General features: G+C 52.1%; 3 protein-coding genes and 1 pseudogene. 1 reads left to right on the top strand and 3 read right to left on the bottom strand.

What is annotated here, in order from left to right; all coding sequences use genetic code 11:
- Nucleotides 1–63 precede the first annotated feature (63 nt).
- Together P3T22_RS18310 and P3T22_RS18305 are read right to left on the bottom strand one after the other, a co-directional pair.
- The gene (locus P3T22_RS18310; protein ID WP_429325728.1) at nucleotides 64–6,630 is read right to left on the bottom strand and encodes a cytotoxic necrotizing factor Rho-activating domain-containing protein; all 6,567 of its coding nucleotides are present in this window, start codon (nucleotides 6,628–6,630) and stop codon (nucleotides 64–66) included.
- 794 nt (nucleotides 6,631–7,424) lie between these two features.
- On the bottom strand, nucleotides 7,425–18,191 hold the full coding sequence (locus P3T22_RS18305) for a cycle-inhibiting factor (RefSeq protein WP_429325727.1): 10,767 nt from the start codon (nucleotides 18,189–18,191) through the stop codon (nucleotides 7,425–7,427).
- A 193-nt stretch (nucleotides 18,192–18,384) separates the two neighbouring features.
- Between P3T22_RS18305 and P3T22_RS18300 the strand changes: the two are divergent.
- Nucleotides 18,385–18,748: pseudogene (locus P3T22_RS18300) on the top strand (IS5/IS1182 family transposase); the annotation flags it as partial.
- Nucleotides 18,749–18,772: 24 nt separating this feature from the next.
- On the opposite strand, the gene P3T22_RS18295 reads toward P3T22_RS18300, so the two are convergent.
- Nucleotides 18,773–20,494, bottom strand: coding sequence for a thiamine pyrophosphate-binding protein (locus P3T22_RS18295; RefSeq protein ID WP_429325726.1), 1,722 nt, complete (start codon nucleotides 20,492–20,494; stop codon nucleotides 18,773–18,775).
- Between the last annotated feature and the right edge of the window lie 39 nt (nucleotides 20,495–20,533).

Below are 20,533 nucleotides of genomic sequence, written 5' to 3'. Positions count from 1 at the left end.
CGGCCGCACGCTCGGCCTCCATCTATACAGGGGCGCGTACAAGCATCGTGATGCAAGGGGTTGTCACGAAGCCGGCGTCGTCCCTTTGAGGACGAACTGCTTGCCGGGTGTTTTCTGCCTGGCCCCGCGGCCAAGGTGCATCGACGAAGCACCCTCAGCATAAGCTGTTATTTTCAGATCGCCGTCGCATCGAGCCAGCAGCGCATAAGCACGCCCTTTTTCTACCGCCGAGTCTGTTGCCGCCGGCGCGTAGTCGAGCCATTCGATAGGTTTTTCCGCATTCATTTCTCCCGGTGGACTACCCGCCGATTTTCCTGAAAAAGCAAAAAAGCCACTTTCGTATTTTTCCAGAATATCGACTATTCCGCGATTACCTGCTAATTCGTTATGTTCATTGACAAGCGCCATGTCTTCAGAGATTCCCAAACTCGGTATCACTTCTCCGTTTAGGGCGAGATAGGCCTGATAGATGCCTGCTGCGCCTTCCTGATCAGGGCGCCACTTCTGATCGTCAGTTTTCTGCCCCGCGTGGAAAGCATAAAAATATTGTTCATCCACCCCGAAAACAATGGTCGATCCACTCAATTCGCCTCCGGATACGACCACGGGATATCCCTCCTTTACATCTTCCAATTTTATCCGGATTGCAGCGGTTCCAGATTTTCCACTCGTTAACTCGACAATGGATATATCGTCATTAAGCAAGTTATCTTTTCCCCATGTCCCTGACCAAACGTCATCTCTCCCCTGAGACGTAGTGTCGCCGCCCTTCCACGTATCCAGAACATCAGAGAACTTGCTGTCGGCGAGAGAAAACTCTTTTTTCATCTCGATCGTATGCGAATCAAATCTTGTAGCGTCAAAGCCAAGCCGAATCTCACTAGATGATTTTCGATACAACAATCCGTTCCTGGCAAGAGGCTTGATATCTCCCTGAACCAGATCGCCAATGTCCGTGTGCGTTAGCTGGATCGGTCCGCCTTTTTTCTGATGATCCTTAAATTGCCATTCAAGCGGCGAGTCTCGATCGATTTTCCATCGACGATAGTCGGTGATGAATCTGTCGTGATCGGAGTGCCGGGTGCGGATATAATCCAGACTCGCGGTCAAATATGCCAAATTGTCCGGATTTTTTAATGTCGCTTTATTGGCTGCCTCAAGGAGGTCGTGTAGTTCCGATGGCGATAGTCCAAATTCCCTCATGATCTCCTGCGCATTTTCTCCCCGCAGTTGTGGCTCCGGTAACGCAACGATATCTGCAATGTCCACGGAATTACCTGAGATTTTCGCGTATTTACAATCGGGCGTGTTGCGCTTCACCGCGTGATAAGCTTCGTGAATTAAAACGGTTGCCAGGTAATTTTTGAACTCGCTTTGGGTAAAACTCTTTCTGAGAGACGCATCGACCACTGCGTCGACGTATATGGTAATGGGCGGTAACTCATTCTTCCAGTCACCGAGTGCGGCAGCCGCTCTCGTGAGCATAAGTATTTTCGGTTGATTATCGAGATAGCCGGCCTGATAAGAAACGTCGCCCCCGACGTCGAGTTTGCTTAAAAAGGTCTTGATTTTGGCCAACTCTTCTCGAAGCCTTTCTTTCACAACGTCGGTGTGTCTCCCCAGAAAGATGTCCAACGCCTCGTCGACCTTTTGCGCATCTTTTCCATCGGTGAGGGCTTTGAGCGCGTTGTCTAGAGAATTCAACGCGCGTTTGCGCGCACTGGATACAATCTTGTAGATCGGCTCACTCTGGACTCGAGTCAAGTCAATAAGGTGGCTAGCTTTGCCGCCACTGACCGGAGCGCGTCGCAAAGCTTCATTTTCGAAACTATATGAGAATTCGTAATATCGGATGTCATTGTCATTTCGCGCTAACACAATCCCTTGTGCCTTGTTGGAGGTGTTTGCCCCAGGCTTTGACTCGCCACGAATTTCAGGGTTTATGGTGTTAATTTTTTCCTTTGCAACTGCCTTCTGAGATATCAATTTGAACCCAGACTTAAACTTGAATTTTCTGGCGCGTCTGAAAACGGAGGTTGAAATGGCCCTGAGCGGCAACGGCTCCCAGAACGCAAATAGCTCATAGCTGGCAATCGCAAAAAGGCGGATTGGAAAAAGTGAAAGATCCCTTGCCGTATCTGCCAAAATTGCCATTAATAGCGCTTTTCCTCTGTGTCCTTTGAGGAGATTATCGAACACTGATATGCGCAAAGCTTTTGCACTTTGCAACGAAAGTTCCGCACCTGGAATTGCGATCGACACTAGAGTGAGAAGATCCAGTGTTACTTCTTCTGCGATTTCCTGGTTCGAGGGATGATAATCCGGATCATTCACGGCGTGATAAGCCATGTCGAACCCAGGGATAAACAAGGTTATATATTGCCACCAGTGCATGTGAAATTCCAGGTCCTCTTTCTGGTCGATTATTATTTTAAGCATGGCCTTGGCAGCAGCATCCGTGATTTCGATGAGTCGATTTCCGGAAAAATCATTTCTGTCTGGTCTATCTAAAACAAGATAAGCTTCACTGAACATCGTCGCATCGAGACTCGTCGTATTTCGGAGGACCGGATGTATTACTTTTGTGAACAACTGATTTTTCTTCCACAGAAGATTCTTCTTCGGGGAGATTGCAGGTAAAGGCCGAAGGTAGTCTTTTTCAGAGGAAATAGCCGAGAGTATTTTATTTGAGGTCATTTCGGCCGCAGTTACGGACTTGATAATAAACCGTCCGTTGAGTGTGGAGATTACTGTCCAACTCCCTGACGCCATTTCACAAAAGATCAATTCGCCAGCTGTCGAATACCCTGCATCGAATATATTTAAAACAATTTCTCTAAATTTGATCGGCATACTTATCATATCCATAAAAAAGCGCCTTTGCGCGCTTTCTTTCGAAGGTAATGGAGGTGACTCGGTTGCCGGTTTTGTAAATACAATTGTTTTAATTACTTTGATCGGTTTTTCGATGAGCATCCGGTAGGGATGCAAACCATAATCGAAGAGAGCGAAGAGGCTGAGCGCTTCTGCCAGCGGCGAAAGATATTTAGATCGAAATGTTACGAACTGGCCGTAATATTCAGAGTCCGAGCCCGTTTCGGCATTTGGCTTGATATTCTTTATGAATTGCTCGGCTTCGTCGACTATCCCGCTGCGCCGCTTTGTGAATGGAAGATCGCTGAGTTTATTATTAAACTCGATGAGTAATTTAGTGGGATCCAGATTGTATGAGTATAAATCATAAATGCTCGATCCTGTCAATGACTTATAAAATATGGCTTCTGCGAATGAAACGAACGTCGTTACTTCCGGGCTCGATCCGGTGACCAGGGCGAAATTATCCAGGTAGCCCGCCGTCGATAAATTGTGAAGACTGTGGGGTAGGCTTTGATTCTCTCCGAGCATCTGCAGCGTCGCTTTGACGGCCAATGCTCTGGCTTCAAAAACAGTGGCATCTTCCGGGGTTGTTACTGCGGCGGGGAGTTTTGATTTGATCTTGTCCAGGACATTGCGATAATTACGGCATAATGCCATGCGATTTTCTATATAACGGGATGCATACCGGTGTGCAAGAAGTGTCCTGGTTTTGATTTCGAATTCGATATGATCGCGTGGACCCCGAAGGTTATATATTTCCTCCTTTAGTTCGAGGATCTTCGCCTTGATTGTGCATCGAATTGCAGATGTCATTTCCGTGGAGAGGCCGGTCTTTCCAATTGGAACCCTGGATGCGTTGTCGGCCCACAATCGAAGCGCAATACTCACCCCCTCTGCTACGGGGCCAGGTGGCGCAGTTCTGGACCTGTTGCCTAGTTGATCGACAATATAATCATCAAGGCTTTCAATAGCTAACGGAGGCTGGTTGATATCGATTGGCAAATCAAAAACTGATTCCAATTTGGCAATCACTCCTTCCTTACCCTCAGGACGAAGGCCCTGTTGCCTACGAATGATGAAGGTTTCGTAGGCTTTTATTTTTATCAGGATTGACTCGAGACGCCGAAATTTTTGAGACGTACATCCCGTGTCGTCGCTATTATTGATTTCTTTCAAAATCGAATAAAATTCCTGGCCATATCGATTTTCTGAGGAGAGGTAGTACACGGGAGGGTACAACTTATTCGAATAATCGAGAAATGCCTGACGTACGGCCGTTTCGTAGATATTCTCATCTTTCCCGGAAGGGCGGTCTCCATTTTTTATATCAGAAATTGAATCGAGTGCGTTTTCAAAAAACCTATAATCAAATCGAGCTTCGAGGAAGGATCGAACACACTCAAGGTTTTTCCCCTTCAAGTCAATCCATTTTGAATGCGCGGTATGCATGTTCGAATCAACGTCGGGGCATTTTCGGCTTAGTGGTTCGGCGGCAGTCTGTGGCACATCAACTTCGGGGTTGTTTGTCTTTCGTGAATGGAAAATTCCTGATCTTGGGAAACCGGCGGTCAATTCGAAAACGGAGGCTAGGGTCATGGCGGCGAGGAGCGTACCCGTTCGCGATAGCCCTGTGCGCGCAGCAAGTGCGGTCCCGACGGCGACGGTGATGACGGGGTTCGAGGATCCAACCGAGTGTTGAGGGCTAGCTGCGGGATGGGCCTTAGGCACACCTGGAGCCTCACCGGGAGGTGCCGCTGCGCTGCCCCTTGCAGACGCAGAGGCTCTCAACCGAGCCATACGGGATTTCGCGTAGATAAAGCGCGCCTGCCTTTCCTGCTTTTGAGTAGCCTTCTCCCCGTGGCTCAGTCTCATTCGCTCGGCATTGGGGTCGTCATCCACCGGGCAGACAGGTTCAACCACTGTGGCGAGGCTGGCCGTGGGTTTCGCATCGACCACCGTTTGCAGGACTGCATAACTCTGTACCGCCCGCTGCAGATACCCGATCATTCCCGCTATTTTCTCGCCAAGCGAGGTTTCGGGAGGCTGCATATCGTTCTCAAAGAGGAAGCCGTTTGGGGGGTAAACCGCCGGCCCATGGAGAACATTGGAGACGCGTGAGTTGACCGTCTGCCGCTTAACAAAATATCCGTAGTACGAAATGAGTGAGACAACCCCGACAGTCATGTAAATGTTTTCACGCTGACCGCTTAGACATTCGGGAACTACCCCGTCCAGCACATCGTCGACATACCGCTTCGTCTCCTCGGCGACGGCAAATAGAAGTGATTGCGGAGACAGTAGCTGATAAGGAAGCGCCGACAGCGCCTGGATCAGTCCGCCCAGCACATCGCGCTGCTTCAACGCGGTCACCAGGTTATACACAGCGGCGCCAGCAGCGGCGGCGACGCTCGCCGTTGGCGAGACTTTCGCCAGTAGCCAATATCCAAACGTCAATAATTCGCTGTGGGCGATCCATTCGCTGATCCGGGATCCCGCTGAAAAAAGCACCCGCTGAGATTCGGTGTGGCAGGCAAGTGGAATAGGACGGTATTCAACGAGCGGCGTGCTCCATTTAACTCTTGTCGGCGTGCGGAACGATGCGGCTATTTCATCCCGGTCCGAATCGGCCAGCCCCGCATCCTGTGCGGTTGGAGGCATCCAGTCTGCATCGCAGGCAGCATCCTCGAAACCATCGGGGATAAGAACTGGAGACAAGGCTTTCAATACGTCATGGGCGCCCAGAGCGCGAAATATCTCTTGTCGTTCCCCATAGACTGGGCTCATCACGGCTGCGGGGCGGCCTATCTGCTCACTCGTCCGCTTTGCAATATGGGCAGCGGTACGGAAGGAGCTACTTTCGGACGTTTCCCGGTCGGTGCCTGAAGCACCGCGATACTGGTTGGCAAAGGGTGTGAGCCGCCGGACTCGTTTCTGCGGGCGGGACGTTTCGTTAGAGCCGGCCCGTTGTGGCGCTAACGCAGGCTGTTCTCGCCGCTCGGGGTTTGCCAGCCCGTCGGCCGTATCCGATGCGTCAAAGAACTCATCCGCGTCCGTCTCGTCGTCTCCCTGTAATCCCGAGAGCGTCCTGAGATGTTCAGGTGTTGCGCAAACGCCGTTTCCAGTGGCGGCATCTCGCGCGCTCAGCGATTCGTGCACCGGACCGCAGAGTGCCTTGCGGACCTCGCAGCGGCTCTGCGGCTGACCCCGTAGAGCGCTCGGACGGCCATCGTCACCCAGCAAAATCGCCTCGAGCTCCGGATGACTGAGCGCGTAGTCCTGTATCTCCCGACGGAAATAATCCACTGCCTCCCGTTCGCTTGCAGGCACCTTTCCCCGGAAAATCCGTTTGACCGCATCCACATTCTCAGACGCTTGCAGTGCCTTCCAGATGGCATTGAAGAAACAGTTTCCATCAGGTCGAACCCAGACTCTTTCACCATTTATAAGCGTCCAGTAGTGGTCGTCCGCTACCTCGATATACACATCGCCAGCGCTGCGCTCTAACTCGCCAAAAGACACATTGGTTGGACCGCTCCTTACGTGAAGCGCCAGCCCGCCCTCCTTCCAGCAAGGAAGTTCAGAAATCAGGTAAGGCATTGAATCCGCCAGTTCAAAATTCCATTCGCCATCGCGCCCGATGCGCTCCACCTGGTCGGCCCACCTCGATTCCACAACATGCGGCTGCTTGACAACTTTATTGTGTCCGCGTCGCTTACTTCCGGTTGCGGAATCTCTCTCTGCGTAGGTGTGCATAAGCCGCCTCGGAATCGGACCACTGACTTTGAGTAGAGCCGTGCGTTAGTCGGTCGTGGCGCGCGTCGCTTCCGGCATGTCGTCGCGATGCGGAGACGCTTGCTGCAAAAGGACGCGGTTCTATCTGGAACAATCTGCACGCGCGATTGCAGGATCGCACCTGGCAACGGCTCGCTGGCGAAGGCGCACCTGTCAGTGCTTCGCATGGGTCGCGCCGAACCTTCGACATCGTCGTAAGGCTGCGGAGATGAATTGAAATATAACGAGCGCCATGTCCATCGACATGATGGCTGCATGACAATTGCGTCATGAAACGGTTCGGTGGTCGCCGTGGGGACGGGATGCGACATCGCGCGCAGCACCGACGCGCTCTCCGAATGCAACCTCGCCAATACGCTTCGTCACGCCGGACAGCGACACCGTTGCCCTCGAGTGACTGCGAAAGTGGATCGCCACTAACCTCCGGTTGTCCGAAGCTTCCTCCCCTGCTCCCGAATCTGTTCCAACGTCGCGCCCGGCGTGCTTGCCTCCTGCGGCACCCGGTTCGTGCCGAAGTCGTTGTTGTTCACGACGATGAGTGAGAGTCGCGTCTTCCGGTAGATGCGCGCACAACTGCTGGATCACTTTGCCCACTTGCACGTCGCCTGGTCGGTCAATCCGGACCTGATCCATTACGGCAGCGCGGATTCGCAAGCGGCACCGATGGTCAATGCGCGTTCGGGCTCTCCAGCTGGCTACGCAATACCAGGTGCGCCAGTCGACGGTGGCTCGATACGATGAGCCGCGAATTTCCGTCAGCTTTTCAGGTCTTTGACACCACGCACCCGCTCAACGTTACGTTCGAAATTGGCACGATCGTAGCTCTGCATAATGAAAGTGACACCCTTGTCCGTACGGAGACGGCTCACGTCGATATTGGCGGGATTTCTCTCTCTATCAAAGATCGAGGCCAGCAATCTGGCTTGCTCAGTCGGAGGCGACTGCGCAAAACCGGGGCGCATCAGCGCGAGAATATCCTCGATGCTTACGCTCTCCATACCGCGGCCTCTGAGCCAATCCCGGATCCCCACTTCCGGAATTACCCCGGGTTCCACATTCGACTGCAGACTATAGGCCATCAGTTCCGGCCCGGCAGGGATGTCGATTAAATAATTATGTCCGAGCCGGTGATCCATAATCAGAAAGACATAGTTTTTCTGATGATCGAGAGTATTCAGCGTTGTGGCGAATTCCGAAAAATCGGTTTGCTGAATTCGGGTCGGATCGACCGCGGAGACATCCTCGACCATCAGCTTGAAGATGTTATTCGCGGAAAGGTCGCCCGGAGGTTCCTTTGGGGCGTAGGGGTTGATACCCACCAAGTCTATATATGTCTCAAGGCCACCCATTTCCTTGACCTCGATATCGATATTCTTTCGGATCTCGGCGGTATCCCGGTCAACAATCCGTTTAGCATAATCGCCGTTCCATAATGTGCGATCCACATTGATATCCGACAGGTCCTCCGCCAGTTTTCGGAAAGCCGTCTTGCCCGGATAAGCATCGCCGCGTGAGGGCACAGGCTTGGTCTCTGATGCCGTTTTTCTGACAACCCAGCGACCGTCCACTTTTCTCTCGACGGCAATGGTGCCTGTGGTGGGTTCGGTGCCTCGCCCTGGCTTAAGATTCCAACCTCTTCCAGAACTATCCAACACCACCTGGTATGTGTGACCGTCCGATCGAATATAATAATCTTTCTGCCGAAATGGCATGCGCTTCTCGTAAACACCCTTGAAGATATCTTCGGCCCTGCCAAAATACAGTCCCTTTGTATCAGTATCGACACTCCACTCCGGATTTAAACCCATCTCATCCGCATAGGCATCTCCCTTTTGGCCAAGGTGAACTGTCGCCGAAAAGGTGGTTGTGTCCTGCGAAGTGTAGGGATACATGGGGTAATCAACTTTACGCAAACGCCACTGGGGAACACGTAACGGCGTCATCGATCCGACCGCGCTATTGCTATCGGAAATGGCGCCGGAAAACACTGTGTCGATATCCGCAACAGAATCGAAATCCTTGTATGCGACAAATGATCGAGGATACACGTCTCTAAATTTTCTCGCCCACGCTTCCTCAGTACCGTAAAAAGGCAGTCCCATCACGGGGTATCTCCCAGCGGTAATATCGACAGCCACTGCGGTATCGCCGGTATCGTCGATGATGAGATAATGCATCTCGGGCTCGATAGTGTTTGGCAAACGCCAGATCATCACAAGGCGACACTTCACCGCTCGACCGAGTCCATTCATAAATGACATGACCTCCTTCGCGGCGGCGGCTTCGGCGGTACGAGGATCGTTAAAAAAGGGCCTGAGTTTATCGTCACTTTCGAGCTTCGTTCGCAGCTCGGCAATGGTGCGCGAGGTCTCGACCGACGGCCGTGCTGCTGACGGTGGAAAATAGCGTTCTATATCATTGGCTGCCGTAACCTTCACTTTCTTTACTGATGTCTGGCCTAGTGAACCAACCTCCACAAATCCTTCAACCTGGACATCGCCTTTACTGTCTTTCAAGATCAGGAGCTGACTATTCCCAACGGAAAATCGACCCTCGTCGCCCTTATAGCTATATGCCCAGTGGGTGCTATCCTGTCTTTCAATCCGGGTTGGAGAGGTGCTTTCCAAGGGGCGAGAGGAGATGATATAGGTGTTGTCAAAGTAACCGTATAATCCTGTCAAATCGGCGCTCGTAGGCTCGTCCGGCAAAACCAATGATGATTTCTGCCCGGTCAGAACACCGTGAACATGAGCGATATGTTTTACGCCGTCAGCGTGAGTTTGCCATTGGGTGTCCGGAGAGTGCTTGCCAGCGTGGTATATATATATTGAATTTTCTGATTTCTTTATACATATGATTTGAGTGCATCCAGATAGCGCGCCCGAAGAAATAAGGAGCGGGCGCCCGGGGATAAGCTCGTCAAGCGATATTTTTATTCCGTTAGCGCCATCGTTCCCGTTCGGAACCAGAATGACATCGAGTTTTTGCAGCTCGTCATTTTCTCCGCTCCAGAAATCACCATAGGAAACTCTCGAGGATTGTGAGTAGGAAACAATATCGGAACCCTGCCCCAGCTGAATATCATATGGCGACGTGGTGCCTAGTGCCGTGGAGGGCTGAGGCGATTCATGTGTGATCTGGGAATCACTTCTGGCGAAAACGAATTTCCAGGGCAAGCTTCTAACCGTCCGGTTTGGCTCGGGGAAGATGGCACCCTTGCCGATTGCAGCGGAGATATTTCCCGATAGTAATTTTTTAAGTTCTGCATTTTCGGTTACGGGTGGACTAACTACCCCGGGTACGGAGCCGCTCTGTGGGACCTCCGGGGCTCGAACCACGGTACGCCTTATGGCGCTATTCAAAACAGAACGTAGATTATTAAAGGTTGCGCGGGAAAAAACTGCGCGATACCTGGCCAATTCATCCACTCTTCTCATTCCGAAGCTGGTCGCGATAGTCTCCGAGCGCGGATTTATTGCCAACGCGGCGATTTTTTGAACCCCGCTCATGTGAAACACTGCGTATTTCACAGTATGGTAGCTCAGAAAACGGCCAATACCTTCGAGATTATATTTTTGCAGCTCAGCCATGCTCCAGGACGGGCTATGACGATGACGGAACACGTAGCCTATGAATTTCTCGTCATTTCGAATTTGGGAAAATGGGTGAGCAATTATGCCACTCACCGCCACGGTATAAACATCTGCTGTTGACTCATCGTGAATGGCGGAAAGCCCGAAAACGGTCGCTGATGATTTTCCCTTTTCAGCTTTGTCAACTATTCCAAAAATTCTTGTGGCGGACGAGGAATAATATTGCAGCAATTCGTCAACGACGGTTGACCCGGCTCTGGCATTTTCGGCTACGTCGAGTGCGCGCAGGCCGCCACCTCCATTTGCGTAATCCGTCGCTAAATATGCCATCTCATCATATAGTCTCTGATAGTGCTTGAGAATGGTCCGCACGTCTTCAATTTTTATCAGATATTCAATGTTGCCCAGCAGAACGAGTTCAAACCGCGAGCTCGGGGCGTATCGCTGTTTGTCGGAATCATAAGTCCGTATTTTCAATCGTTCCTGAATAAAAGGGTATGTGATCGACATCCGTGCCACGAGATCGACCTTGTTTCCCAGCATGCTATTGCAGCTATAAACCAGACCTCGGCAGATGGGTCTTTCACTTCGCAATCTGGAAACCCGACCTTTCAGATCGGTCAAACGCCCCAATAGTCCACGGAGTGCCACATACTTTGAAATATCCTTAACTATTTGTTCCTGCCCGATAAGCTCAGTGCGGATCGTCAGTATTGCATCGCTATCATCCTTGTCCACGGTGTTGCGCAGCCTTTCAAGCTTCTCGCGCTCCAGGGAAAAATCGCGATCCGGATTATCGATACCCATTTCCTGCATTTCGGTTTCGACATTTCCTATCAGGGTATCAAGCTCCCGTAGGTAAGAAGAATCGAATGACAGGATTTCATAGGGTTGATTCGATTCATCGAAAAAATCCGCAGAGCCAAATGAGTATTTGTTTTCCTGCGGATCAGATAATTCCCCCACCATTGAAGCGGAGCCATATTTTTTTCCGAGCAATATTCCTCTGGATCTATGGCCAATCCACTCATCCCATGAAAATAACGCTGTGCCTTTTCCTTTCCTTCGTGCAGATGGATCAATTATGGACACAATTTTATTGTTATGATGAACCGCCACTGCCAGATTCACTGTCGGGAGATCGTCTGTTATTTTAAAATAAGTGAGCGTCAGATAAATTTTGGTGCGGATGCCATGTGATTTTGTAATTTTTTCGATATTCTCGATAGCCCTGATATCACCGGCTCCCGCAATTGCCGCGTTGAACTCGTCATCCTGAATTACGTCTAGCCACCGTTGAGCAAACCACCGTGTGGCCACCGCCTCAGGGTTCTTATTTACCGGCGCGGTAGGGGAAGGATCCAGTACCTCAGAAGAAATTTCGACCGTCCGGTCGGTATCCATCGCATCCACAAGCATATGATTGGATCGAGAGAGCATCCACGCGGGCCGGTTGATGACTGTCCAAGAGGAATCATTGGCATCGTCAAAAGGCGTAGCGGATCCGAGGCCTGCCCTGAAACGGTCTTCAAAGAGATTGAAGGTAGAGAAATCCTGGAAAACGCAGAGCTTGTCACCAAGATATTTTTGATATGTTTGTCGCCAATTTTCGTCGGATTCGATGATTGGAGATTCAATCCACTGGTTTAGAAGTCTGGCCGAGGAAATGTCAACTGAATATTTTAAATTATTCTTTTGAACAGTAAGCAAAAAATGAAACTGTGAATCTGGCCGGTTTGCTGATGACCATATTTTCATCAAACGGAAATTTGTGGTGTATCCTGCTTCCGAAAATATTTCCGCGAGACCGGGCAAGTGGCTGATCTCGAACTCTTCCGGGGACCGCGCAAATTTATTGTACGATGCTTTCTGTATCAGTAGATGGACAATTTCCAAAACGGCCGATTCACTGTCTGTTTGAAGGGCATTATCAAGTGTTTTTGCTTCGATTTTTTCGTAAAATATACCCTCAATTTCCGAACGCCCTCTGATATTCAATTGATCGGCGGGAGTCCGGGACAGAAGGTAGTGGGTATGGCTTTCCAATTTAGAAAATTTGACGTTGCCGTCAAGTAAGCCATAGTTAAGAATCCATAGGTCTTCAGTGGAAACCGCGTGGCGGGACAGATTTTTAATCGCCGACTTCCGTGAGATGGGCGAACCCGGTGCGACGACGTCAAATCCCGTCGCTCCTGACGGGTCGGAATATACAATATTCGCGTAATCAAACAGTCGAGCGAGCAGTTGTATGTCGCCCATGGCTACATCCTCGGGGAGAGCCATCCGCATACTTTGACTGGTCATCAGGCTATTGTGAACTTCCAATAGCCTCTCGATCGTGGAATCTCGCCGTGCGGACGCGACCGAATCCACAGAGGGCTTGCTGATGTGATAGAAAAGAACACAGCCCTCCTGCTTGCTGACTCCCATCATAAAGATGCTGTCCGACAATGCGCCCGGACTGACTAGAAGAGGGCGATCTTTGTCGATGTCCTCGAAGTTGAGTCGAACTCCAATCGCGCCCTCCTCGGCTGCGGGAATCATAAGGACTTCGACGTTTTCATTGGACGAGGATGATCCGGAGATAAAGCTGACTTTCCCGCCAAAACTAGAGAAGATTATGTCGTCAACTTGTCCAAGCTGAAACAGTTCAAAGCCGCTCTGAGGTACGGGATGTGTTGACTGAACCGGGTCCAGCGAGAGAAATTGATTATCGTTTCTGGCGAACTGAAAAGGTGTGTTAATTTTGACGGTATGACGCGTCGCGTCGAGCGATATTGCTCCCCTATCTTCGAGCGCGCGAAAGTCTCCTTTCCACGTGAATCCGTTAGCATCGCCGGGTTGTTCGCCGGTGCCGCTCGGGCCCGGCTGTGGCTCGTTATCTGCGCCGAGGAGAGTTTCTGAGGTCTCAGTGTATGAGAATTCATAGACTTTGACATCGCGCATGGATTCCGTTCTAAATATCTGCGGGAGCGGCTTTACTTCAGGCGCTTGTTTTTCGGGCGATTCAGGATTTTTGGATTTTGCGCCAGGGGAGGGCGCTCCTTCCGCTTTGCCGATCACCACGTTGGCAGGCCTTGGTTTAAATAGCAATTTGCCGCGCATTAGCCTGCGGCCCCCCTTGTACAAGGCCGTCCCGATTAACTCCAGAGGAACCGGCTCCCACGGCGAAATGAAATAGGACACTGTCATAGTCGATGCGCGCAGCGATGCGAGTGCCAGATCGGAGCCGGCCTGCTCAATAACACGCGTCACCAGAGCCAATCCTCTGAAACCTTTATGGGCATTGAGTAAAATGGTGCTGCGAAGCAGATTTGATTCCGCATAAAGAATTTCGCCGATGGGGACGCCGAAGAAAGCGATGGCCATTCCTGCATTTATTACTTCCCACGTGATATCTCCATACGATGGTGCATATTCGACGTCGTGATAACGGCGGTAGGCGATATCGAAACCGGGTATCATCGGTGTGAAATACTGCCACCACCTCCTTTTGTAATGTGCGGCTTCAGACTGTTCGGCGGCGTCTTTAACTAAAGATCCTGCCACCTGCTGGACGACTTGAAGCAACGAAGCGCCAGTGCCGTCCGGTCGCTCGACCAGCGACTCCGCCGTCGAAAACCCCAAGAAGGCAGTCTCGTAGGATATTTTATCCAGCGGATTTTTAGTTCCAAAGATAGGGGTAAGGATAAGGCTGGACAGCCGCTCGCCATGCCACTTATCCTCCTCACCCGGATAGTCACAGTGTGCGGTAATGGGAGGCGGGGTAGAGCTTGTTCTTATTTTACAAAGAGCTGCATTTGAGCACATTGTTGAGTCTGAAATCGTTTTTAAAAATAGCTGGCCACCGATAGTTGATATAATTATCCAATCACTCGACTCAAGTTGGCAGAAGGCCAGATCTCCTGCATGTATCATTGTGGAAAGGACTGGCAGGGAACCATGTAGTTCAACAGCCCGTGGTATATACAACGTCAATTCCATTCGCGCACAGCGAATTACCCGCGAGGCTACAATGTCATACGGATGGACGCCAAATTGTGTCAACTTATCAATGGCGATTAATTTTGCGACATCGGATAAATATTCATTTTTGAAAACAGAAAATTGATTGTAGTATTCGGTATCGCTTTTTGTCTCTGTGTTGCTCTCCACACTCTGCAAATACGATAACCCGGCTATGCCATTACGGTGGGCCCTCTGCGTAAACGGGAGCTGCTGCATCAGCGAATTGAAATGGCGAACGACTCGGGACGGATCGGCGACCTCGCGATACAGTTGTTCGACAGTCGATCCCATTTTCACCCTCATAAAGATCGCTTCCGCGAAAGAGACAAAATAAAAAATCTCCTCGTTCGACGCGATTAATGCAGGATAGTTATTGAGGAGTTCCTTGGCGGAAAGTTGTTCGAGATTTGGTCGGGATTCCTCGGTCGAGAATTTTCGAAGCGCCTCACGGACGGCGAAAGCACGGCTATCGAGCAACAGAACATTGGTATCCGCACGGTAGGCGTCCGGCAGTCGAGTTTTGAGGTCAGTTAAAATGTCAAGATATTCCTGAGACCTCTTTACAAGTATAGAGAGATACATGGCTGCGTATCTACACTGCAAGAGCTCGGCCCTCTTTTTGTCGCATGCAGAGCCATAAGTTGGTCCTCTGTAATTGTATAAAAAATTCTGGCACTCGTTTGCTGTTGAAGAAATGATATTGCTGGTATATATGGAACTTGTGGAAATGTCGGCGGCATTCAAGTTTCCATTTCGTTTGGCCATCTCAGTTTGTAATGAATCCTTGTATATATTCAATGCTGTCTCGCAACCCTTTCTACAATTCTCGTCTAGTTCAAAAAACATTCCCGGCCTGAGTTCGGACCGAATAAATTTCTGCAATTCCACTTCGGACGCGCGAGCCTCGCGTGGGGTGACGGGTAAGGAGAAAAGCGATTCCAATTCAACGGCCGATGAAATGGAACCTTCCGCGGGATGACCAAAAAGGTCGCGCCAGCGACAGGTTTCATACGTTTTTATTTTTACTAAGATGGGAATGACACTATAGGCTTTCGGCGAGGAACCCTGACTGACAGTCGAATTGGCGAGTTGATATAGTTCAGCGCCGTATCGATCCTCCGAGGATAGGCGTCGTGCGTCCGTATTGTTTTTGTCCGTTTGATAGTCGGCAAAAGCTGCTTTCGCAGCGTTGAAATATATGGTCGACTCGTGCGAAGAATTAGTTGATTTCTTGCGTAGCCACAAATCTATCATTGTTTTTTCGAATAACCCATTATCGAAATTACTCGTAATAAATTCGCCCAGCCACTCCATTTTCAACCAAAAATTATAAATCCACTTGTGGTAAGTATTGTCGTGTGAGCCGGTCTGAACTAGGCTGTGCGGCGCCAGGCGCGATAAATCTTCAGCAGAATCGGGACGGTTGGAATGCGCGCTCAGCCATCCGGCGCGCGCCTTGATAACTGCCCAGATCGTCAGAGCGAGTGGGACCCCGACGGCCACGGCGATCCCCGTTCGCTTGAACGCGAGTGTGCCGGCCATGCCCGCCAATGCGTCTCTCCCCGCCGCCGCGAGGCCATCTGGACCCTGCAACAGGCCCGCCGCACCGATGCCGGCTGCTGCGGTCACAGCCAACAAAGGCGAATTGGCGGTCGCCGGCGACGTTGCTGCAGGCTCGGGCTGAAACGCGTGGATCTGCGCCTCTTCATCCGGTAAAGGAAGATTTGATCCGTAGGCGGCGTCGCTTATCGCAGCGTCAATGTGCCCGACGAAAGCGTTATTGGGGAATGCCGCGAAATTGACAGCCTCCACAGGCGTCGAAGCTCCGCCTGACCTGGTTGCGCAGACGTCGTTTTCGGCTGGCTCCGTGACCCAATCGTCCAGCCACGACAAATAGGGGCTGGCGGGCGGCGGCTCGGCACTGAAGGCTTCCCATACGGCTTCATCGCGGCTGTTCAACTCTGCTGCGTAAAGTCGAACAGCTTCACAAGTCGTCATGAGATCGAGGGTGTCCGCCGGAATCCAGCTATCGCGAGACCATAGTTGTTTGTCTATCCCTCGCTTTGAATATAAATCGTCACATCGGGACAGCGTGTACGCGAGTAAGCCGGTGCCATGTGCGGCATTGGTATCAACTTCGTATTGCTGCATTTGCGTGCAAAAATCCGCCACTTCTTCGTTGGATAGAGGTAGTCGCAATCCCGCAAAGAAGACATTGTCATGCCGATTTTCGGAGAACAAATTGCGGCAGACAAAATTGTTGAACCCCTGATAAACGGGCCCGGCTTCTGATGCGACGAAATTTTCCATTTCAACGCGAAGGCGACTGAGGGACGTTAAATAGTCGACGAAATAGGCGAGCTTCTTCTTTTCACCGTTCGCAGATTTTGTCATCTTATCGGCGAGCAGTAACTGGTAGCAGGCGGCGCTAGAAAGTAGGGCCGCCGCCGTGCAAGGGTCGTCTGTCATTAACCGCTCTTCCAGCTCAAAAACCCATCGGATGTGTGCGAGAAATCCGAGATTATTGTCTAGCGACGCGAGCAATTCGCCAACGTACTGGCTAGCGATAGGAAGGTGCAGCGCATGAATTGTCGCAAGCAGCGCAGTCAATCCGCGATCTCTCCAATTATTATCGTCTGCGATTAAGGCATGCAGCGTGGACAGCAGGCGCGTAATTGCGGCGTACGGTGTCAGTGCAGGATTGAAAACCGGTAATATCGTTGCAGCGATCAGCAAGAGCATTCGCACGCGCTTCCTGGTATCGGCTGTACGATACAGGGACATTGCAAGCGGAGGCATTGTTGCAATAGGGAGATAATTCCGCAGATGCGGTAGATACGCGATCGTTGCGGATGGGATGGCCCTACGCGATAGCGATTCACCGACAAATTGCGCAGCAGCCTTCGATATTTCCTTTAGAGCGAACGGAATTTTTTGCGCGACGACATACAAATTCTCGACAACAGGAGGGATGATCGAATTTAACGCATCCGAATCGCAAATAAAACTTTCATCAAGGAGATCGGGCCACTCTTCATCAGCGTCGCGAGTCAACTCCGCTGTGCTGGTGCACGTAGCGCCGACGTCGGAGGGTATTTCATTTTCTTCAGCCTCATCAATCAAGAAATCGGCAAATTCGGCTGGATTTTCACGTAAATAGGCGATTACCTGTTCTCTTAGATAGGCGGCCCCTTCTTCTTTATTATTGGGGATTCTGCCTCGGTATATTATATTTCTTGTTTCGCGATCGGTGGTCTGATCGAGCGCGTGCCAGACTGAGTAAAACAGACACTTGCCGTGGCCCCCCTGATCCTCTATTTTTCCCCGAACTACAGGGTAATAATGGTTATCGTTAACTCTCTCCACATCAATAATTCTGTTTGTCGGACTTCCGCGTTCCTCATTTGAATTTCCGCCAAACTCACTTGTATAGCTGTCAGGTCGGGGATTATCGGCGGTGGATGGCGGTCTGACGCTGATTCGTAGAACAATCGAGGCACTTACGAAACCCGGGAGACGGGAAATTATCATGGGTACCAGATCGGCGCCGTCAAACATAAAGGGGTAGGTCGGTACCCAATGTCCATTTTCGAAGATCCAGTCATCTGGCTGCTCGAGGCGCCGCGCAAGTGCTTCAATTTTGCGTGCGTCACGCCGATCTTTGCAATCGGCATTGGCGCCTCTCGCGCGGACTGTCGCAATGGGATCGGTGCTGAATGCAGGTACAGTATCGTCAAAATCTTCATTTGCAGTGACATATTCGGAGTCGAGGTCTACCCATTCGGAAGAATAGTTCTCGCCAGAAGCGCGCTTTTTACGCGGCTTTCTGTATTTATTTTCGGATCTATTCGGCGCTTTGCCGACGTATGCCGCAGAGTAAGGCATCTTCACTCTCACAGTTTCTGTATCAGTGATCTTCACGGCACCCGAAAACAAGTGCCTCCGCTGAGGCGAGCCCGAGCCAGACTCACGGCAATACGGCTTAATCGATACGATGGCGTACGACCATAAAGCCGCTTAAGCGCTAAGGAAAGTGACAAGTTGAGGCAGCTCGCCTGGCGGCGCTATGCAGTCGGAGCTGAATAATCCGGAAAGCTTTGCAGGGTGGGGCTTTCTGAGTGACGTTAAACCAGACGTCGCCATCGTGGATCGGGGATGCAAGGGTGTCGCGATCGACACCGTGAAGATCTACCATCCGGACATTGCAATGCGGCATCACGCGCACACTGCGCGCGATCATCAGGCGGCGCAGTGCAATCGAGCCAGCGATCGGCCACATGAAGGCAGATGGAAAACTTGAGCGGAACTGGCTCAAGGGTGCGCTGGGCGATGCGATCAACGCCGTTCTATGCGGCGCCGGTCACAATCTGCGGATGAACCTGAGGAAACGGCGGCTTTTTTATGCCTTCTTTCTCACCGTTCCGCTCAATCGCACCATCGCCACAACGTCGGTGCCCGCGAGGCTGGGCACTGCGTAAAACGAATTGTTCAGGTCCGACTATCTAGCGAAGCTGAACGCTCGCGCGCAGCTTCCTCCCCTGCTCCCGAATCTGCTCCAGCGTCGCACCTGGCGTGCTCGCTTCCTGCGGCATGCGGATTTCGATCACTGCCGCACGCTTCGCTGCCATCGAGCGCTGCAATGCAGGCAGAAAGTCTTCCGTCCGCTCGACTGTTTCTCCGTGCGCGCCGAACGATCTCGCGAACGCGGCAAAGTCCGGATTCGTGAGACCTGTGCCGTGCACGCGATCCGGGTAGTGCCGTTCCTGATGCATCCGGATCGTGCCGAAGTGGCCGTTGTTTACGACGATGAAAATCACATGCAGGTCGTACTGCATCGCCGTTGCCAGTTCCTGCGCGGACATCATGAAGCAGCCGTCGCCGGCTAATGCGACGACTGCGCGTTGCGGATACAACGACTTCGCCGCAATCGCCGCCGGTACGCCGTAGCCCATCGCGCCACTGGTCGGCGCGAGTTGTGAGCGGAAATGCCGGTACGAGAAATGCCGATGCAGCCACGTTGCGTAGTTGCCCGCACCGTTTGTGAGGATCGCGTCTTCCGGTAGATGCGCGCGCAACTGCTGGATCACTTCGCCCATTTGCACGTCGCCTGGAATCGGGCGTGGTTTGCGCCAGTCGAGATAAGCGCGATGCGCTTCTTCCGCGGCGCCGGTCCATGCGAGCTTGTCGGAAGACGGCCTTAACTCGGCAAGCAGCGCTGCCAGTTCCGGCATACCAGAGACGATCGGCAGATCCGCTGCATACACGCGCCCGAGTTCTTCCGCGCCTTGATGCACGTGAACCAGCGTTTGTTTGGTCTTCGGTATGTCGAGCAGCGTGTAGCCGTTCGTCGTTGCTTCGCCTAGCCGTGGGCCGAGCGTGAGTAGCAGGTCCGCATCGCGGATACGTTGAGCAAGCGCCGGATTGATGCCGAGGCCGATATCACCCGCATAGGTCGGATGCTCGTTGTCGAGTGTGTCCTGGAAGCGGAAGGCAAGGCCGATCGGCAATTGCCAATTCTCGACGAAGCGTTGCAGGTCGGCACATGCGGCAGGCGTCCAGCCGCTGCCGCCGGCAATGACCATCGGCCGTTGCGCGCCTTCCAGCAATCGGCGCAACGCCTCCATCTGCGCCGCGGACGGTGACGCCGCCACGCGCTTATATCTCGGCGCGCCGGCGACGGCTTCGCATGCATCGCTCAACACGTCTTCCGGCAACGACAACACGACCGGCCCTGGCCGGCCCGACGTCGCCGTGTGAAACGCGTGACTCAGATACTCGGGAATACGCTTCGGATCGTCGATTTGCGCGACCCACTTGGCCATCTGACCGAACATGCGCCGATAGTCGATTTCCTGGAAGGCCTCGCGGTCGAGATGTTCGCGCGCGCATTGGCCGATCAGCAGGATCATCGGCGTGGAGTCCTGAAACGCGGTGTGCACGCCAATCGATGCATGCGTCGCGCCCGGTCCGCGCGTAACAATGGCGACGCCCGGACGGCCGGTCAATTTGCCGACCGCTTCCGCCATGTTGGCGGCCGCCGCTTCGTGCCGGCAGACGATGGTCTGAATGCGGTCCGTTTCGTCGTGCAGCGAATCGAGCACGGCGAGAAAGCTCTCGCCGGGAACACAAAATACACGTTCGACACCGTGCGTCAGCAAGGCGTCAACGACGAGACGCGCGCCGGTGGTTTGGGCGGTGAAAGACGATTCAGAAGCGAGCGGCATTGCGATGAAGCCTCCAGGCGTTGCGATGGGTGCGATCGG

The sequence above is a fragment of the Paraburkholderia sp. GAS348 genome (assembly GCF_050434205.1).
In the GTDB taxonomy this organism is placed as follows: Bacteria; Pseudomonadota; Gammaproteobacteria; order Burkholderiales; family Burkholderiaceae; genus Paraburkholderia.
This window is presented reverse-complemented; position numbering and strand designations above follow the sequence as displayed.